The sequence below is a fragment of the Cupriavidus sp. YR651 genome, assembly GCF_900101625.1.
Classification (GTDB): Bacteria; Pseudomonadota; Gammaproteobacteria; order Burkholderiales; family Burkholderiaceae; genus Cupriavidus.
Window position 1 is genome coordinate 85,899 of the sequence record NZ_FMYZ01000015.1, and the last position, 18,000, is coordinate 103,898.

Consider the following 18,000-nt stretch of genomic DNA (forward strand, 5'->3'; position numbering starts at 1 on the left):
GCGAAGCCACCGCAGGCGTGGTGAACGCAGACATCAACGTCGCCGTACTGTTCCAAGCGACAACCATTCAAAGGAATCCAAATCATGAAAGCCGCTGACCTCTCCACTTTTCTCTCGAGCGTTATCCTGGGCGCCAGTGTCCTGGTCTATGCCCCGGTACATGCGCAAGACGTCGTGCAGCACAACGCAAGCGCCGACAGCTACGGCTATGTGTTTCACAAAGCCGGCTTCAACACCTATACGGATGGCGCGAACGGCATCAAGCGCCCCGACCCCTACACCGATGGCGCAAACGGCATCAAGCGCCCCGATCCGTACACGGACGGCGCCAACGGCCTGAGCAAGCGCGACCCGTTCACCGATGGCGCACACGGCAGCACGGCCTTGCAGCTTGCCGGCATGGATCGGACCGGCGTATCCGCGCCCCCGTCACATGGCGCCGCAGCCGATAACGCCGATGCTGCCTGACAAGGCTTGCAGGATTGGAGATTGCGGAAACAAGCAATCCCGTCAAGACGGTGAGGGGGCTTTGAGGAACAGGCTCCCGTTACCGCCACCATCCACTTACTCACGCCTTCCCACGCTTTCGACATGAAGACAACACTTTTCCTGCTGCTCACAGCAATCACAATGGGCGCAAGTTTCAGCGCGAACGCCGGCCCGGACTGGCATGTCATCGAGACCGCCCGCGCCAACGCACACAAGCTCGAGAAGCACCAGTGCGTGCTTCCCGATGGCGGCACTGCAACGCCTGCGCGTTGAATCACCTGCAGGCCGCTGCAACGGCTTCAAGGCTCCCCGGCGCTTTCGATGGGCCCGTCGAAACGCACCCCAAACCTGATCGCCGAATCGAACCTGTTTCCTGCGACGACCGCTCCTGATTCAAGTTTTCCTGCCGTGATCCGTTGACGTGTGCATCTCACCCCTGGTGGATGCGAATTGTCCTCAACGAAAAGCCCCCTCCAAATCGACCGCAAGCCCCCCATTGCAGAGGCAGCCGCGCGTGCGCATACCGAGTCTCCAGTCCTCGAATGGTTGCTGCACGATGACCAGGTCATGCGGGAGTGCTTCCGGCACGCTACGGCCATCCTGAAAAGCGTGACCGGCGCGTCCGTTTCCGCGGTACTGCTGCTCGACGCCGAACATCAGCACTACCGCGCGGAAGTGGGCCTGTCCGTCTTCCCGATCCCCCGCAAGCGGTCGCTCTGTAACTACGCAATTCAGAGTGACGAGGTGTTCGTCGTGGAAGACGCCAGCACAGACGCTCGCTTTGCGGATTGCACGCTGGTGCATGCCGCCCCCTTTGTGCGCTCCTATGCCGCCATCCCGCTTCGCGGCCCCGATGGTGAGATCGTGGGAGCGCTATGTGCCATGGATCCGGCGCCGGCACGCCTGCTAAATGCACCCATTGACGTCTTCCGGCACTTGCGCGCAATGATCGAGAACGACCTGCGGCTGCGCACCGCAACGGCCACGGACCCGCTCACACAGCTGTTCAACCGGCGTCATATGCTGGAAAGCGTCCGACGAACCTGGGACGGCGCAGCAGATGGGGAAGCGATGGGTGCCGTCATGGTCGATATCGACTGGTTCAAGCAGTACAACGACACCTATGGACATCCGGCGGGCGACGCGTGCCTTCGCCAGGTGGCATCGGTACTTCAAGCCATTGCCGATGAACACAGGATGATTGCGGGACGCCTGGGTGGCGAGGAGTTTGGACTGCTGCTGTGCGGCCTGCCGCGCCTGGCCTTCGAAGCCGCACTGGAAAAACTGCGTGCCAGCGTCATGAAGCTGGCGATTGACCATTGCCGGTCGCCGACTGGCGTCGTGACCGTCAGTGTCGGCGCTACCGTGACGCACCGCGCCGGGAGTACGGATCTGGCGCGCCAGACGACCTTCGCGGCGGCCGACCGTGCCCTGTACAAGGCCAAGGAGGGCGGGCGCAATCGGGTCGTGATCCTCTGACTGACCAGCCGCTACGCTTCAAGCCAGCTACATCGTCGATCAGGTGCCCACCTAGTGCAACCATCTGTCGAGTTCGTAGAACGGCAACGTGTTTGTCGCCCGGGTGCCGACATGTGGCCCCACGCGAACGAATCCCATGGCTTCGCCTAGCGACGAAACCGACGCGGGCGCTTGTTGCGCGTGAATTCTCACACGATCAAAACCAGTGCCAGGCCCCGACACGGAGGCCCGGAAGAATTCATCACGCTGGCTTCGCCTCGTGTCTGGCAGTTCAGTCTGAACAGACCTGACCGGCGGATAGATCTGCCCTCGCCCCTGGAGCCTCCTAAGCATCGGGGTGACCAGCAGCGCAAACGTCGTGAATGCGGTGGCGGGATTTCCTGGCATGCATACCACTGCCTTGTCGCGCAGACGACCAAGCGCAATTGGCATGCCCGGTTTCATATTGACCTGATGGCACAGCAGTTGCCCACCGGCCGAAATCAGGGCCGGTTCGACGAGATCCCGCTCCCCGCCCGACGTGCCGCCCGTAATCAGGACGATATCGGCCTCGTCAGACATTTCGAGCATCGCCTCATGCAGGTCCTGTTCATCGTCACGCACATGCCTTCGGCTGACGACCATCGCACCAAGCGACTCCACCATGGATTCCAGCATCGGCCCGTTGACATCGTTCACGCAATGTGACGCTGGGATGACATCCTCGAACGAGAGCTCATCGCCAGTGATCAGCAGGGAGACTTCCACCAGTCGGTACACCCGCAACGCATCGATACCCTGAGATGCGAGCGAGGCGATATGCCCGGATGTCAGAACGGCACCCGCCCGAATCAGCAACGCGCCTGACCTGACATCCTCGCCTTTGCGCCGCACGTGTGCGCCTCGGGCCGGCGCGACGCACAGGCGCACCCCTCCCTCGACCTTCTGAACCGCCTCTTCCGGTATCACGGTGTCGGCGCCGTCCGGCATCACCGATCCCGTGAAAAGACGAATGGCATGGCCGGGCTTGAGCCGCTGGGGTGCCATGCCGGCATAGCAAACCTGTTGGATCGGAAACGTCTGCCCGTCGACATAATCCGCCATGGCGATGGCATAGCCGTCCATGGCACTCTTGTCGACGGACGGAGTGTCGACACAAGCCACGATATCCTGAGCCAGCACTCTTCCCGCCGCGCCACCGAGCCAGATCCGCTCGGTTTCGGCGACCGGCTCAACACATGACGCAAAGAAGGCTTGCGCCTCATCAAAACTCAGCATCGCGCATCTCCGTTGATATTGAGCGCCCCTGCCTGCACCGTCGCACAGCGCAGGCAGGGGCGCACGGGTCGGTTCCCGGGCCAAGGCGCCCACGTTCCACCGACATCACTGACGCGAACCGGGGCCAGCCTTCAAGAACGCTCAGACGCCAGGATGAGTCTGGCCGGAGGCGGGTTTTCCCGTGGAGTACAGATGAATACAATCTCGCCGGCTACAGACCCCTTGGCAGCTGGCACGGTGCCTTTCCCACCTTTCCCGCGACGCCTTCCCTCTCACAACGATCCCCATTGCACTGCGCGCGCCCGATGCGTTGAAGCGCATCGTTGTCATTTGAATCCTTCGCCCCCACGCATCCGCGGCCAGGCGCATGTCTGGCCGCGCGCGCCTGCGCAATCCGCGTGCCGACGCATCACAGTTCCCCACTTGTCTCAGGAGAACAGATCCACTGCGCGGATATCGTCCTTTGCGTGAAACCGGCTCCAGGCAACGCCTGCAGCCCGATGACCAACTGAGTATTCACGATTCATCCGAAACTGTATCTACCTCTGACCTGCTGCAATCCCTACTCTGCGTTATCGCGTCACGCGGCGTTGCCACCGACGTCATTTCGAGGAGTCATACGATGCACGCACTTACCGCACTGGATCTGGCACGAATACAGTTCGCCTTCACAGTGTCGTTTCACATCATCTTTCCAGCGATCACGATCGGCCTCGCGAGTTTTCTCGCATTCCTTGAGGCGCGATGGCTGATGACGAAGAACCCCGTCTACCGGACGCTGTTCGATTTCTGGGTCAAGATCTTCGCGCTGAACTTCGGCATGGGTGTCGTATCCGGTCTGGTCATGGCCTATGAGTTCGGCACGAACTGGAGCTTCTTCTCGGAGTTTGCAGGTGGCATCACCGGCCCATTGCTCACATACGAAGTACTGACCGCGTTCTTCCTGGAAGCGGGCTTCCTTGGTGTCATGCTGTTCGGATGGAATCGCGTGGGACCCGGTCTGCATTTCTTCTCGACGCTGATGGTGGCGCTCGGCACCATGATCTCCGCGACATGGATTCTCGTGTCCAACAGCTGGATGCAGACGCCGACGGGCTACGCGATCATCGACGGCAAGATCGTGCCAACCGACTGGCTGGCCGTCATCTTCAATCCGTCGTTCCCCTATCGCCTCGCCCACATGGTCGTGGCAGCGATGCTCTCCACCGCGCTGTTCGTCGCGGCGGCTGGCGCATGGCAACTGCTGCGCGGCAAGAACACGCCGGCGGTGCGCAAAATGTTCTCGATGGCAATGTGGATGGTGCTGATCGTTGCGCCGATCCAGGCGGTGGTCGGCGACGCCCACGGCCTCAACACGCTTGAGCACCAGCCCGCGAAGATCGCCGCCATGGAAGGCCACTGGGAAACGGCCAAGCCGGGCGACAAGGGCGGCTTCCCGCTGATCGTCTTCGGCATCCCGGACATGGAGCACGAGGTCACGCGCTATGCGATCGAGATCCCGCGCCTCGGCAGCCTGATCCTCACCCACAGCCTCGATGGACAGATCCCCGGCCTGAAGGACTTCCCCAGGGAAGACCGGCCGAACTCGACCATCCTGTTCTTCACGTTCCGCGCCATGGTGGGCCTGGGTGTGCTGATGATCCTGTACGGCGTGCTGGGCTGCCTGCTGCGTCGCAAGGAGGCCCTCTATCGGGCCAAGCCGTTCCTGCGCATGGCCGTGGTGATGGGTCCGAGCGGCCTGGTGGCGCTGCTGGCCGGCTGGATGACGACCGAGATTGGCCGTCAACCGTGGGTGGTCTATGGACTGCTGCGTACTCGCGACGCGGTGTCGGCGCATGACCTCGGTCCGGTCGCCATTTCGCTGGCGCTGTTCGTGGTGGTGTACTTCCTGGTGTTCGGCGTGGGCATCCGCTACATGCTCAGGCTGGTGAACAAGGGGCCGGCGGAGGGCGATCACGCCGATCCGCACGCTGATCCGCTCCCGGTTTCGATCGCGCGTACCGTCCCTCCGCTGAGCGGCGCCCACAACTAATCAGGTGACAACCATGGGTATCAATCTTCCCGTCATATGGGCCGTGCTGATCTTCTTCGGCGTGATGATGTACGTCATCATGGACGGTTTCGATCTCGGCATCGGCATCCTCTTTCCGTTCATCGGCGACCGTCACGATCGCGACGTGATGATGAACACGGTTGCCCCCGTCTGGGATGGCAATGAAACCTGGCTGGTCCTCGGCGGGGCGGCCATGCTCGCCGCGTTCCCGCTAGCCTACTCGGTCCTGCTCAGCGCGTTCTACCTGCCGCTGATGTTCATGCTGATGGGACTGATCTTCCGCGGCGTTGCCTTCGAGTTCCGCTTCAAGGCCAGCGACCGCAGCCGCCCGCACTGGGACAAGGCCTTTATCGGTGGCTCCCTCACGGCCGCGTTCTTCCAGGGCGTCACGCTTGGCGCGTACATCGATGGCATCGCCATGAACGGCCGTCATTTCGCCGGCGGTGCGTTCGACTGGGTGGCGCCGTTTCCGATCTTCACGGGTATCGGTGTCGTGGTGGCCTACGCCTTCCTGGGCGTCACCTGGCTCATCATGAAGACGGAAGGCCGCCTGCAATGGACGATGCTGCGCCTGGCCAATCCGCTGACCGGCGCCATGCTCGTCTTCATCGCCGCCGTGAGTGTCTGGACGCCGCTGACGCATCCGGAAATCGCCCAGCGCTGGTTCTCGATGCCGAACCTGTTCTTCTTCCTGCCTGTGCCGCTGCTCGTGGCGGGCGCCGCGATGGGGATCTATCGCGCACTGGGCAACCGCCCGAACGTCTCGCCGTTCCTGTTCGCGCTGGTCATCATCTTCATGGGATACACCGGCCTGGCGATCAGCATCTGGCCGAACATCATCCCGCCGGGCATTTCGATCTGGGACGCTTCGTCGGCGCCGCAAAGCCAGGGCTTCGCGCTGGTCGGGACGCTGTTCATCGTGCCGATCATCCTGACCTATACGTCCTGGTCCTATTACGTGTTCCGCGGCAAGGTCAAGCGCGGCGAGGGGTATCACTGATGGCTACGCAAAAACGCTCCGGAATGGGCACGCGCCTGACCTGGCTGGTTGCCCTGTGGGTGGGTGGTGTCGGCGCGGTGGGCCTGGCGGCCGGCCTGATCCGATTCGCCATGCATCTTGCGGGAATGACCCCCTGAGGCCATGCCCATGTCCATCGCGCGCCCGATGAAGGCGATCACGATCCAGGCGCCGCAACGCAAGAGCGCGAGCACACAACCGTGGCTGTTCTCCGTCAAGGTGTTCGCCGCCGCCATGCTCGCACTCTATGTGGCGCTGGCCCTGGGCCTGTCACGGCCCTACTGGGCCATGGCGACGGTCTACCTGGTCTCCAGCCCGCTGACCGCCGCCACTCGTTCCAAGGGCCTATATCGGGTCGCCGGCACCTTGCTCGGTGCCTCGGCGGCGGTGGCCATGGTGCCCAACCTCGTCAACGAGCCATTGTTGTTGATGGCGGCGATCGCCTTGTGGACAGGTGCCATGCTCTACCTGTCCTTGCTGGAACGGTCGCCACGCAGCTACGTGTTCCTGCTGGCTGCCTATACGCTGCCGATCGTGGCGCTGCCGGCCGTGACCGATCCCGCCAGCATCTTTGACATCGCGCTGCTACGGGTCGAAGAGATTGTGATCGGGATTGTCAGCGCGGGCCTGGTCAGTGCGCTGGTGTTCCCGGCCACGATCGCGCCGGTGTTGCGCGAGCAGTCGGGTACCTGGATGGCGCATGCCGCGACGTGGACGACCGAGATCCTGACTGGTCCGGCCGACTCGGTGGATTCGCACGATAGCCGTCGCAAGCTGACGGGCGATCTGCGCACGATGTCCAATCTGATCGCCCAGCTCGCCCACGAGCCGGGCAGTTCGCAGACGCTCGCGCTTGCCACGGCACTGCGTGAGCGGATGCTCGCCCTGCTGCCATTGCTTGAAACACTGACGAGAATCATCGGCGCATTGCGTGCGCACCCAATGGGTGTGCCCCCTGCGCTCGATGACTGGATGCGCGACATCGCCGCATGGCTCCACTCGCCTTCGCCATCGACCGCTGACCGCCCTCGGCCTGCGGCCGCGCTGACCGGTCTCCACATGACGGACCCGTGGCACAGCCAACTGATCGCTGGGGCATGCCACGACCTCGACGCCCTGCTCGATATCTGGGAGGAAGGTCGACGCCTGCATCGCGGCATCGGTCATCCCGACGCGGCGGCCAACCTGTCTGGCTCGTGCAACGATCGTGGCCAGGGAAATCCGGAGATTCGGCCGGCGATTCAGCCGGCGGCTCACATTGACCACGGCCTGCTGCTGATCCAGGCGGCGACGGCGGCATCGGCCACCTTCCTGGCCGGCCTGGCGTGGATGCTTTCGGGATGGATTGATGGCGCCGGTGCCGTGAGCCTGGCCGCGCTGACCGCCTGCTTCGTGAGCACGGTGGATGTACCACGGGCCGCCGTCAGACGCGTGGTGGTTGCCAGCATGGCCTGCCTGCTGCTTTCCTGCTTCTACCAGTTCGTCGTATTGCCGAACGCGACGGACTTCTACTCGCTGGCCGTGCTGCTGGCGGTGCCCTATCTCTGCATCGGGGTCCTGATGGCACGACCCGATTTCGGGCTCACCGGCGTGCTGCTCGCGGTCACCACGGCATCGTTTGCCAACGTACAGCAAATCTATGAAGCCAACTTTGCGGATCTCTTCAACAGCAGCCTCGCGGCGTGCAGCGCCATCCTGTTCGCGGCCATCTGGGTGGTTCTGGCCAGGCCGGCGGAGATGGACTTTGTCGCACGCCGGATCCTGAGGGCCAGCTGGAAAAGCATCGGTGCCGGATTCGTTCCACGCCTGGCCGCCATGTCTTCCCCGACTTCGGGCCAGATGCGGGGCCAGATGCTCGACCAGATGCTCGACCGGATGAGCCAGCTGATCTCGATCATTCCGCCCAGACACAACGCTCCCATGAACGACGGAATTTCCGAACTGCTGGTGAGTTTCGGTGCACTGACACTCCAGCGCGACTTTGATGCGCTCTCTTCGCAATCCCGACGCGCCATCGCCTATGTGCTCGGGGAACTGGCACGCTACTACCGCCAGTGCACCCGCGCGGACGCGGTGCTGCCACCGCCCGCGCGACTGGCGGCACGCGTCGATGCGGCACTGATGACCTTGCCCGACGCATCCGACACATTGCACGGTGCGCAAAGCGATGTCCTGGCCGCGCTGCTGGCCATCCGGCTCGCACTGTTCCCGCACGCCACCCCTGACAGCGGAGCCTGGCATGATGTTCGGTGAATTCGATATCTACGGGGTGTTCGTGCCGGCCCTGCTCGTGTGGATGCTCATCGCCCTTGGCCTTACGGCGGCGATTCGCGGCGTGCTTGCGACGACCCGCTTCTATCTGAAGGTGTGGCACCGGTCCTTGTTCAACGTCTCGATGTACGTGATCGTCCTCGGCATCGTGGTCAGAATGGCACATCACGCCTGACGCGGCCCGACCCGCCACGGGGCGGCGGGGTGGATCGGATCAGCGCCGGATCAGCGGCTCCGCTCAAGCAGGTTCGTCGCCAGTCGCCCCAGGGTCTGCAAAGCGGTATCGAGCTCCGCCGTCCATTCCCAGCTGTAGTTCAGGCGAATGCAATGGCTATAGGTGAAGCCCGGCGCAAACATATGGCCGGGCGCAACCGTGATACGGGACGCGAGCGCGGCGTGGTAAAGGTCCATGGCATCGATGCCTTCCGGCATTTGCACCCACAGGACATAGCCCCCGGCGGGGTGCGATGTCGAGGTGCCTTCGGGAAAGAACCGGCGCACGCTGGCGCTCATGATCTTCGCCTGCTGCGAGTAAGCCTTGCGGACTCGTCTGAGGTGATAGTCGTATCCATCGTTCTTGAGAAACTCGGCGATGGCCAGTTGCGGGAGCGAAGGCGTGGTCAGCGTGTTCAGGAATTTCAACCGTTCCACGTGTTCGTGGTAGCGACCCGCCAGGGTCCAGCCGATTCGGGAGGCGTTCGTCAGCGTTTTGGAGAACGACGAGCAATGCAGGATGATCCCGGCCTTGTCGTAGGTTTTCAGGGAGCTCGGATGGCTGGTGCCGTAGTAGAGCTCGCCATACACGTCGTTTTCAATCGCCGGTATGTCCTTCTCGGTGAGCAGTTCGACAAGCCTTTTCTTCTTCTCGTCGGGCATCTGAAATCCGAGGGGATTCTGGAAGTTCGGCATGACCATGCAGGCAGCAATCTTCTTCTCGTCGATCAGCTTCGCCAGCGCGTCGATATCGATGCCTTCCACCGGGTCTGTCGCCACCTCGACGGCGCGCATGCCAAGTCTTTCGATCGCGTGGAGCATCGCATAGTACGTGGGAGATTCCACGGCAATCGTATCGCCGGGCTTGGCTACCGCCTGCAGGCACAGGTTGATCGCCTCGGTGGCCCCGATCGTGATAATCATCTCGTTGGGGTCAATGGCGTAGCCGTTCTCGAGGTAGCGGCGTGAAATCTGCCGGATCAACTGCGGACTGCCCGGGGGCAAATCATCGAGCACGTTCCACTTGGTATAACGCCTCGCGATATTGTTGGAGTACTGGGTGATCCGCTGCCATGGGAAGAGCGAGGAATCGGGATAGGGCGAGCCCAGCGCCACCGCCTCGTCCGAGCGGATGGAGCGCAGCGTCGATAGCACCAACGCGCTCACGTCGACCGCCGATGGTCGCGGGTTCGGTCGGGAGGCTCGCAGTTCGATGGTGGATTCCCCGGATCGCGCGCGGACGAAGTATCCCGATTGCGGCCGGCTTTCGATGATCCCCCGGCTTTCAAGCTGTGCGTAGGCCCGGATCACCGTGGTAAGACTTATCCGATGATGCTGGCTGGTTTGCCGCACCGACGGTATGCGCTCCCCTGGGAGCAAGACACCTTGCTGGACCAGCGCCTCGATGTCTTCCGCAAGCTTTTCATACAGTTTCACAAACACCCCTCTTGCTTATCTGATTGTGATGAAAAGCACGCTCCCCCGCGCCCCTTGGCCTGGCGCGGCGTACGCGCCGCGAGGCCACTCCCTGCAGCCTGGCGAAGCCATCGAGACAACTTATAGTATGCAAGCCGTTGCGCCTCGCCCAAATCGGCCAACGGTGCCTTAGCTCTCAGAATACTGGCGGCCTGCCCCAACGAGGTTACGGAGAAGGCACGAATGTGCAGGGCGAGCCCGGCGAATCGGGCGACGGGTCGGCTTGAGCGGATTGAGCGGCTTGAGCGGCTTGAGCCGATAGAGCGGGAATGGCGGATACCTCAGATCCCCCAGGGCTCGGATCTTGTGCAACGCATCAGAGAATCTGGCACAAGACGTCTGTGCGGGGTTAGCCCGCTCGTGCGTACCTTGCCGGGCCGAGCCCGGATATTTCCAACCATCGCCCACACGACGAAGAAAGGCCTCGCGGACACACGCAACGCGCGCGACCCCCTGCCGCCGCCAGGTGCCGTCGTGCGCCACGTGATCTCCATCTATTCCACGTGTCCTGCCTCTTGGTCATCCTCACTTGGAAAGATGCAGCAGGACCGGAACGGACTTGGACGTTGGCGTGCCGCACCCGTCGCCCGTGCTCTCGAGCGGCACCAGCGGATTGGTCTCCGGATAGTAGGCGCCGACGCAGCCCGCCGGGATGTCATATTCCACGAGCTCGAAGTCCTCGACACGGCGTCTGATGCCGTCTTCCCAAACACTGGTGATATCCACCTTTTGCCCGGCCTTGAAGCCCAGCCTGGCGAGGTCCGCGGCATTGATGAACACCACGCGCCGCAGGCCAAACACGCCGCGATAACGGTCATCCAGCCCGTAGATCGTGGTGTTGTACTGGTCATGGGAGCGCGTCGTCATCATGACCAGGAGATCGTCACCATACGCCAGGCGGGCGCGGTGGATCGGCGTGTCCTTGTCGATCCGGTTGATCTTGAACTCGGCCTTGCCCGAAGGCGTATGCCACACGCGATGGTTCGCTGCGGGCGTCAAATGAAAGCCTCCCGGAATCGCGACACGCTCGTTGTAGTTCTCGAAGCCGTCCAGGACCTTTTCGATGACATCCCGGATACGCGCGTAATCCTGCGCGTACCACAACCAGTCGATCTTGCCGGAACCGAGCGTGGCCTCGGCCATGTGCGCGACGATGGCGGTCTCGGAGCGCAGATGCGGCGAGGCCGGCGCGTTCATGCCGAACGAGACGTGCACCATGCAAACCGAATCCTCGACGGTCACGCCTTGTGCGACGCCATGCTGCATATCGATCTCGGTGCGGCCGATGGTCGGCAGAATCAGCGAATCCTTGCCGTGCACCAGGTGACTGCGATTGAGTTTCGTGGCGATGTTCACGGTCAGGTCGCACTGTCGTAATGCTTCGAACGTGCGCTGTGTATCGGGCGTGGCGGCCGCGAAGTTGCCACCCAGCCCCACGAACACCCTGACCTCGCCTTCGAGCATCGCGCCGATCGTCTTGACGACGTCATAGCCGTGTCCGCGGGGCGGCTCGAAGCCGAAGACCTCCTTGAGCCTGTCCAGGAACGCCTGCTCCGGCCGCTCCTCGATTCCCACGGTCCGGTTGCCCTGCACATTGGAATGGCCGCGCACCGGCAGAAGTCCCGCACCGGGACGGCCGATGTTCCCGCGCATCATCATCAGGTTGGACAGGATCTGGATCGTCGGAACGGAGTTCTTGTGCTGCGTCAGACCCATGCCCCAGCAAGCGATAACACGCTCGCCCTTTGCATAGACCTGCGTGAGCGCATCGATGTCTTCGTACGAAATACCCGACTCCGCGACGATGTCCGCCCAGGATTCCGCGCGGAGGTCCTCCACGAATGCCTCATAGCCGTCCGTGTGCTCCCGCACGAAGTCAACGTCGATGAGACGGGTATGACCGTGCAACACGGCTACGTCGTCCATTTCGACGAGCCGCTTTGCCATCCCCTTGATCAAGGCGAAGTCCCCGCCCAACTTTGGCTGAAGGAACATCGACGCGATCTTGGTGCTGCTGCCCGTGAGCATTTCCACCGGGTGCTGCGGGCTCGTGAAGCGTTCCATCCCGCGCTCGCGCAACGGATTGATCGAGACGATCCTGGCACCACGCCGCGCGCATTCCCGAAGCTCGCCGAGCATGCGCGGATGGTTGGTGGCGGCGTTGTGCCCAAAGATCAGGATCGTGTCGGCATGCTCGAAATCATCGAGGAGCACCGTGGCCTTGCCGACGCCGATGGTGGTCGGCAGCCCGCGACTAGTCGCCTCGTGACACATGTTCGAGCAATCCGGGAAATTGTTCGTCCCATAGGCGCGCACGAACAGCTGATAGAGGAAGGCAGCTTCGTTGCTGGCGCGACCCGACGTATAGAAGGCGGCCCGGTTGGGATTGTCCAGCGCTTTCAGGTGCCGCCCGATCATGGCAAACGCCTCGGACCATTCGATCTGGCGATACTTGTCGCTCTTCGCGTCGTAGACCATCGGATGGGTCAGCCGACCGTGCTGTTCCAGCTCGAAGTCGGTCTGTTCCATCAACGACGTCACGGTATGCGCCGCAAAGAATTCCGGCGTGACGCGCTTGCTGGTTGCTTCGGCCGCCACGGCCTTGACACCGTTCTCGCAGAACTCGAACGTCGACGCGTGTTCGCGGTCCGGCCATGCGCAACCAGGACAATCGAAGCCATCCGCCTGATTCTGCTTGAACAGGAGTGTGTACTTTCCTGCTGCGACCTTTTCCTTGATCAGGTTGATGGCGACATACTTCAATGCCCCCCAGCCTGCTGCCGGGTGGGTATACGGTGCGATTTTTCCTTTCTCGGGTGCTGGAGAGCTCATGGGGGCGGTTCCTATCAGAGGCGCAAGTTTTCGGCCAGCCTGGCGGTCAAGCACGCGGTGCGTGCGTATGCGATGACGATAGGGTAGGAGCAGAGGGCAACAGGAAGCGCATACAAAAGACCGGCGAGGATTGGAGTACAGTGCCGGACCGCATCCCAATGCCGGGAGACGGCGGAACTGACTACCTCCGCAAAGCAACGGTCTGTACCTGTACTTGCCGGATGTAGCGAGGAATCCATCGTCACGCCGGAGTCGGTTCAGACGATCCTCGATTTGCGCCAGTTTCTGATTGTGTTTCGGCCATCCGCGTACGCTAGCTCAGCGCTTCCGGCTCACGTTCCGAAAGGTTTTCCAGCAGTGCGGCCGATGGTACGAAAAACAGCCCACCCGTTACCGCCTTGCTGAAGTCGAGAAGCCTGTCATAGTTGCCCGGCGGCCTCCCGACAAACATGTTCTCGAGCATTTTCTCGATAGGTTCCGGACTGCGGGCATAGCCAATAAAGAAGGTCCCAAACTCTCCCTTGCCCGGGTGACCAAAGGGCATGTTGTCGCGCAGGATCTTCACTTCCTCCCCATCCTTTTCGATGGTGGTCAGTGAGCTGTGCGAGCAGGACGGCTTGACTGACTCATCAAGCTCGATGTCTTCGAGCTTGGTGCGACCGATGACTCGTTCTTGCTCTTCCACGGTCAGGTCATTCCACGCATCCATGTTGTGAATGTACTTCTGGATAAGGACGTAGCTACCGCCGGCGAATGCCGAATCCTCTTCGCCGATGATGGTGAATTTCGCAATATCACTGCCCTCGGGATTCTCGGTTCCATCGACAAAACCCACCATGCTGCGCATGTCGAAATTTCGGAATCCGTGCACCTCATCGACGACCGAAAGGGCATCGCCGAGACGCTTCATGAGCTGAGTCGCCAGTTCGAAGCACAAGTCCATCTGCTCGGCCCGGATATGCAGAAGCACGTCCCCCGGCGTCGCGATGGCGCGACGGTTGCCCGGACCGAACTCCCGGAACTTATGCAACGACAGCGGCTTCGGCCTTCCGAAGAGTCGGTCCCATGCGTCCGATCCGAAGCCACAGACACATGACAGGTTGCCTGCCGGCTGCCGCTTGCCGACAGACCGAACCAGTGCCGCGACGTCGGCGCACAGCGTTCTGACCGTCGCGGCATGTTGACTTCCGGGAGCCAGAGTTGCCACGATGAAAATCGCAGTGCGGGTGATGGGACTGCACACCGCCTGCGGCATTGGGACGTTTTCCATTTCTTTTTGGATTGCTCTGACTATGGATAGGGTTTCACTTGCGACGTCACGTCCAGGTGCCGCCCATTGTCAACCTGGCTCGGCGCGTACCACCCGCACCGGGATCGACTTATAGGATGGCGTGCCACTTTCTGGATCGATATAGTCGAGTGGCACAAGGACATTGGCTTCGGGGTAATAGGCGGCGACTGAACCACGTGCAATGTTGTCGTACGCGATTGCAGTCAGTCCCTTGAGATGAAGTTTTCGATTGGAAACGATGGTTTCAATATCGACGACGTCTCCATGCTCGAGTCCGCGTCCGTCCATGTCCGCCGCATTCATGAACAGTACATCGCGCCGGCCAAATACACCGCGGTAGCGATCGTCCAGAGCATAAATCGTCGTGTTGTATTGGTCGTGACTACGAATCGTCATGAGCCGCAGGACCTCCTCTCCTCCCAGGACATCGGCATCCTCCTTCACCCCGCCAAATACCGAGAATACGGCCTTCCCCGAGGGCGTCGTCCATTTGCGCTCGGTGGGCGGCAATGGCAAACGAAAGCCACCAGGCACCCGGATACGCGCATTGAAGTCTTGGAAACCCGGTACGGTTTTCTCAATCAGGTCGCGGATCCTGTCGTAGTCGGCAACCAGATCCGTCCACGGCACCTTGCTGTTCGGCAAGGTCGCCTCTGCCATGCCGGCAATGATCGACGGTTCAGAGCGCAGATGCTCGGATGCGGGTGTCAGCTTGCCCGCCGACGCATGCACCATCGACATTGAATCTTCAACTGTCACCGATTGGGGGCCGTTTGCCTGGATGTCTAACTCTGTTCGCCCGAGACATGGGAACAGGTACGTTTCCTTACCCACCAGCAGATGGGTGCGATTGAGTTTTGTACCGATATGCACGCTTAGATCAAGGCTCCCCATCGCGGGGAACGATTGATCCGAATCAGGTAGGGCCACGGCGAAGTTTCCACCCAGGCAGATCAACGCCTTGGACTTGCCATCTATCATCGCCTGCATCGCTTTCACCGCGTCATGACCATGCTGCCGCGGCGGCTTGAATCCAAGCGAGTTTTCGATTGCATCGAGAAAGGCTTCGGACGGCTTCTCCGTAATTCCAACCGTCCGATTCCCCTGGACGTTCGAATGCCCACGCAGTGGACAGATTCCCGCACCCGGCTTGCCGAAGTTCCCGCGCAAGAAGAGCAAGTCAGCTATCAACCGAACGTTCGCTGTTCCTCTGCAATGCTGGGTGACCCCCATGCCGTAAGTCACAATTGTTGCATTGGACTTCGCATAGAGCTTAGCGACAGCTTCGAGATCCGCACGAGTGAGCCCACTCGCCTTCTCGATGTCTTCCCAGGATGTCGTGTCCATATCCTTTGAAAACGCGTCGAATCCCTCCGTGTTCAGGGCGATAAAGTCCTTATCCAGAATATCTCCCTGATCGGCCTCCATCGCCAGAAGCGCCTTCATGATTCCTTTCAGGGCAGCCGCGTCGCCGCCGGCGGCAACCTGATAGTAGGTCGAGGCAATTTGCGTTGACCCATAGGTGGCCATCTCCAGCCAGTTCTGAGGATCAGCAAATCTTTCCAACGCCCTTTCCTTCAACGGATTGAAAACAATAATCGGAACATTCCTCCTGGCAACCTCATGTAGTGTGCCCATCATGCGGGGATGATTCGTTCCGGGATTATGACCAATGGCGAGAATCAGCTCGCAGTTGTCGAAATCGTCTAGCGAGACCGTTCCCTTGCCGATTCCGATCGACAAAGGCAATCCGACACTGGTTGGCTCATGGCACATATTGGAACAGTCCGGAAAATTATTGGAGCCATATTCCCGCGCAAATAGCTGGAACAAATAGGCTGCCTCATTAGAGGCTCTTCCCGATGTGTAGAACTCAACCTGCTCTGGGGGGAGCCCACGAAGAATCTCCCCGATCCGATTGAAGGCATCCGCCCATTCAACTGGGCGAAACGTGTCCGTTGGCCGGTCATACACCATTGGATTGGTAATACGCCCCATATCCTCCAGCTGATAATCAGACATTTGCAGGAGGGATGTCACGGTGTTGCTGGCGAAGAAATCGGGCCGCACGCGTTTGGTCGTGGCTTCCCATGTCACCGCCTTCGCACCGTTCTCACAGAACTGGAAGGTGGAGCGGTGTTCCTTGTCAGGCCAGGCGCATCCAGGGCAATCGAAACCGTCTGGCTGGTTGGTTCGAAGGAGTGTTATGGGGGCCTTGACACTCTCCATTTGCGTGCGAATCGCCAGTGTCGTTGCCCGCAACGCTCCCCATCCCCCAGCTGGTCCGTCATAAGGCCGCACGCCGGGTACTTCGCGTCGAATTGCCATGATCACTCCCCTGGGAATATGCGCCGAGCTCCACGCTCAGGCGCAAATAAGCAAACGCTCCTGACTGAATGAAACGATAGCGCTGCCTATTCAAACTCGGCATCGGCTGTTACAAATTAGGCCTCATGAATTGTCCAATGTGATGACATCACTACGCTGAGCCACTCCGGTATATAAAATGCGGTCAAGCAGTATATAAACCAAGAATCATCGGCGACGATCTTTCTTGCGAAGCGCCAGCTTAGCGACCATATCGAAATCCCCTCTTCTGGCCGAAGATATTTGCCATAAATTTCGGAATGGGTGTTGTTTCCGGGTTAGTCATGGTTTATCAATTTGGCACTAATTGGTGTATGCCCCTGCTCCGGGGCGAAAGTCACACACAATCTTCCGCAGCGGACCCTTGCTGGCACGCGCAGCCGACCCACGACCTGGTGCGGTGAAAATCACACGCGCCATGTCCTGCACTTCCGTACCAAGCGCTTTGATGTTTGGAACGGGGCTTTGATGTGCAAGCAGGGCTTTAATGTCCGAAGTCGACATTCCCCCAACCCCCGACCTATACTGCATCCGTTCCTTCATCAGGCAATGAACTATGGAATACGCACCTGGCATCAGCCAGCTGGCCGGACTGCTGGCCGACCCCGGGCGTGCAGCGATGCTGTGGGCTCTCATGGACGGCAGCGCGCGGCCTGCGGGTGAGTTGGCGTTGATCGCCGGCCTGTCCGCCTCCTCGACCAGCGGCCACCTCGCGCGCTTGTCAGAAGGTGGTCTGCTGGCCGTGGAAACTCGCGGGCGCAATCGCTACTATCGGCTGTCCGCGCCGGAAATCGGCGTCGCCATCGAGGCACTTGCCTCCGCATCGCTGGCCAGCCAGCCGCCCCGCGTGCGCGCGGTGCCGGTGTCGCGCACCGCACCGCCCGCCCTGAAACAGGCACGCACCTGCTATGACCACCTGGCCGGGGAACTTGCGGTGGGTCTTTTCGAACGAATGTCGCAGGCGGGCTGGCTGGTGGTGGAAGGCACCGCCGTGGATCTGACCGGAGACGGTGCGCAGGCGATGGCCCAGTTGGGGATCGACCTGGGCGCCGCGCGCCGCAAGCGCAGGCAGTTTGCGTGCACGTGCCCGGACTGGAGCGAGCGCAAGCCGCATCTGGGCGGCGCGCTCGGCGCCGCGTTGCTGGAGAATCTGCTGGCACGTGGCTGGATCGAACCCACCGCGACATCGCGTGCACTGCGCGTGACGCCACGGGGACAACGCGAAATTGAGAAGGTGGCGGCATGAGCCGCAAA

Annotated in this window: 14 protein-coding genes and 1 pseudogene; 10 read left to right on the forward strand and 5 right to left on the reverse strand. The window is 61.3% G+C overall.

Translation table 11 applies throughout. The features are described from left to right. Positions 1–84 precede the first annotated feature (84 nt). The 3 genes from BLR29_RS27545 (at position 85) to BLR29_RS27550 (ending at position 1,968) form a co-directional block, all read left to right on the forward strand. Positions 85–468, forward strand: coding sequence for a hypothetical protein (locus tag BLR29_RS27545; protein WP_092141830.1), 384 nt, complete (start codon positions 85–87; stop codon positions 466–468). Between the two features lie 123 nt (positions 469–591). Beyond that, entirely contained in the window at positions 592–762 is a 171-nt protein-coding gene (locus tag BLR29_RS32590; protein ID WP_176861077.1) for a hypothetical protein, read from the forward strand. 177 nt (positions 763–939) lie between these two features. Beyond that, on the forward strand, positions 940–1,968 hold the full coding sequence (locus BLR29_RS27550; protein ID WP_255371466.1) for a sensor domain-containing diguanylate cyclase: 1,029 nt from the start codon (positions 940–942) through the stop codon (positions 1,966–1,968). A gap of 51 nt (positions 1,969–2,019) precedes the next feature. On the opposite strand, the gene BLR29_RS27555 is transcribed toward BLR29_RS27550, so the two are convergent. Then, positions 2,020–3,225, reverse strand: a complete 1,206-nt coding sequence (locus BLR29_RS27555; RefSeq protein ID WP_092141833.1) for a molybdopterin molybdotransferase MoeA — start codon at positions 3,223–3,225, stop codon at positions 2,020–2,022. Between the two features lie 622 nt (positions 3,226–3,847). On the opposite strand from BLR29_RS27555, the gene BLR29_RS27560 reads away from it, so the two are divergent. Genes BLR29_RS27560 through BLR29_RS27575 form a run of 5 tightly spaced genes read left to right on the forward strand, consistent with a single transcriptional unit; the run spans position 3,848 to position 8,742 of the window. Next, positions 3,848–5,257 (forward strand): cytochrome ubiquinol oxidase subunit I, encoded by a 1,410-nt coding sequence (locus BLR29_RS27560; protein ID WP_092141836.1) that lies wholly within the window; start codon positions 3,848–3,850, stop codon positions 5,255–5,257. Positions 5,258–5,270: 13 nt separating this feature from the next. Next, entirely contained in the window at positions 5,271–6,278 is a 1,008-nt protein-coding gene (gene cydB / locus BLR29_RS27565) for a cytochrome d ubiquinol oxidase subunit II (RefSeq protein ID WP_092141839.1), read from the forward strand. Next, positions 6,278–6,415, forward strand: a complete 138-nt coding sequence (locus BLR29_RS32165) for a DUF2474 family protein (protein WP_143018545.1) — start codon at positions 6,278–6,280, stop codon at positions 6,413–6,415. The genes cydB and BLR29_RS32165 overlap by 1 nt, the downstream gene beginning before the upstream one ends. A 10-nt stretch (positions 6,416–6,425) precedes the next feature. Then, positions 6,426–8,549, forward strand: a complete 2,124-nt coding sequence (locus BLR29_RS27570; protein ID WP_255371467.1) for an FUSC family protein — start codon at positions 6,426–6,428, stop codon at positions 8,547–8,549. Beyond that, positions 8,539–8,742 (forward strand): DUF1656 domain-containing protein, encoded by a 204-nt coding sequence (locus BLR29_RS27575; RefSeq protein WP_092141958.1) that lies wholly within the window; start codon positions 8,539–8,541, stop codon positions 8,740–8,742. The genes BLR29_RS27570 and BLR29_RS27575 overlap by 11 nt, the downstream gene beginning before the upstream one ends. A gap of 50 nt (positions 8,743–8,792) precedes the next feature. Here the strand turns inward: BLR29_RS27575 and BLR29_RS27580 are convergent, their stop codons facing one another. From BLR29_RS27580 to BLR29_RS27595, 4 genes are all read right to left on the reverse strand, one after another. Next, positions 8,793–10,217: an aminotransferase-like domain-containing protein gene (locus tag BLR29_RS27580; protein ID WP_092141961.1), complete on the reverse strand. Its 1,425-nt coding sequence runs from the start codon at positions 10,215–10,217 to the stop codon at positions 8,793–8,795. A 564-nt stretch (positions 10,218–10,781) separates the two neighbouring features. Then, positions 10,782–13,088, reverse strand: coding sequence for an FdhF/YdeP family oxidoreductase (locus tag BLR29_RS27585; RefSeq protein WP_092141845.1), 2,307 nt, complete (start codon positions 13,086–13,088; stop codon positions 10,782–10,784). Between the two features lie 313 nt (positions 13,089–13,401). Then, positions 13,402–14,358 carry a Dyp-type peroxidase gene (locus BLR29_RS27590; RefSeq protein WP_092141848.1) on the reverse strand — a complete coding sequence of 319 codons (957 nt, stop codon included), beginning with the start codon at positions 14,356–14,358 and terminating at the stop codon, positions 13,402–13,404. A gap of 69 nt (positions 14,359–14,427) precedes the next feature. Next, a complete protein-coding gene (locus BLR29_RS27595; RefSeq protein ID WP_092141851.1) occupies positions 14,428–16,707 on the reverse strand; it encodes an FdhF/YdeP family oxidoreductase in 2,280 nt (759 codons plus the stop codon). Between the two features lie 266 nt (positions 16,708–16,973). On the opposite strand from BLR29_RS27595, the pseudogene BLR29_RS27600 reads away from it, so the two are divergent. Both BLR29_RS27600 and BLR29_RS27605 read left to right on the forward strand, forming a co-directional pair. Continuing rightward, positions 16,974–17,057: pseudogene (locus BLR29_RS27600) on the forward strand (cytochrome ubiquinol oxidase subunit I); the annotation flags it as partial. A 245-nt stretch (positions 17,058–17,302) separates the two neighbouring features. Next, entirely contained in the window at positions 17,303–17,992 is a 690-nt protein-coding gene (locus BLR29_RS27605; RefSeq protein ID WP_092141854.1) for an ArsR/SmtB family transcription factor, read from the forward strand. Positions 17,993–18,000: the final 8 nt, after the last annotated feature.

Coding starts and splice junctions, on each gene's coding strand:
- BLR29_RS27545 (WP_092141830.1), top strand. CDS start 85: ATGAAAGCCGCTGACCTCTCCACTTTTCTCTCGAGCGTTATCCTGGGC.
- BLR29_RS32590 (WP_176861077.1), top strand. CDS start 592: ATGAAGACAACACTTTTCCTGCTGCTCACAGCAATCACAATGGGCGCA.
- BLR29_RS27555 (WP_092141833.1), bottom strand. CDS start 3,225: ATGCTGAGTTTTGATGAGGCGCAAGCCTTCTTTGCGTCATGTGTTGAG.
- BLR29_RS27560 (WP_092141836.1), top strand. CDS start 3,848: ATGCACGCACTTACCGCACTGGATCTGGCACGAATACAGTTCGCCTTC.
- cydB (WP_092141839.1), top strand. CDS start 5,271: ATGGGTATCAATCTTCCCGTCATATGGGCCGTGCTGATCTTCTTCGGC.
- BLR29_RS32165 (WP_143018545.1), top strand. CDS start 6,278: ATGGCTACGCAAAAACGCTCCGGAATGGGCACGCGCCTGACCTGGCTG.
- BLR29_RS27570 (WP_255371467.1), top strand. CDS start 6,426: ATGTCCATCGCGCGCCCGATGAAGGCGATCACGATCCAGGCGCCGCAA.
- BLR29_RS27575 (WP_092141958.1), top strand. CDS start 8,539: ATGTTCGGTGAATTCGATATCTACGGGGTGTTCGTGCCGGCCCTGCTC.
- BLR29_RS27585 (WP_092141845.1), bottom strand. CDS start 13,088: ATGAGCTCTCCAGCACCCGAGAAAGGAAAAATCGCACCGTATACCCAC.
- BLR29_RS27590 (WP_092141848.1), bottom strand. CDS start 14,358: ATGGAAAACGTCCCAATGCCGCAGGCGGTGTGCAGTCCCATCACCCGC.
- BLR29_RS27595 (WP_092141851.1), bottom strand. CDS start 16,707: ATGGCAATTCGACGCGAAGTACCCGGCGTGCGGCCTTATGACGGACCA.
- BLR29_RS27605 (WP_092141854.1), top strand. CDS start 17,303: ATGGAATACGCACCTGGCATCAGCCAGCTGGCCGGACTGCTGGCCGAC.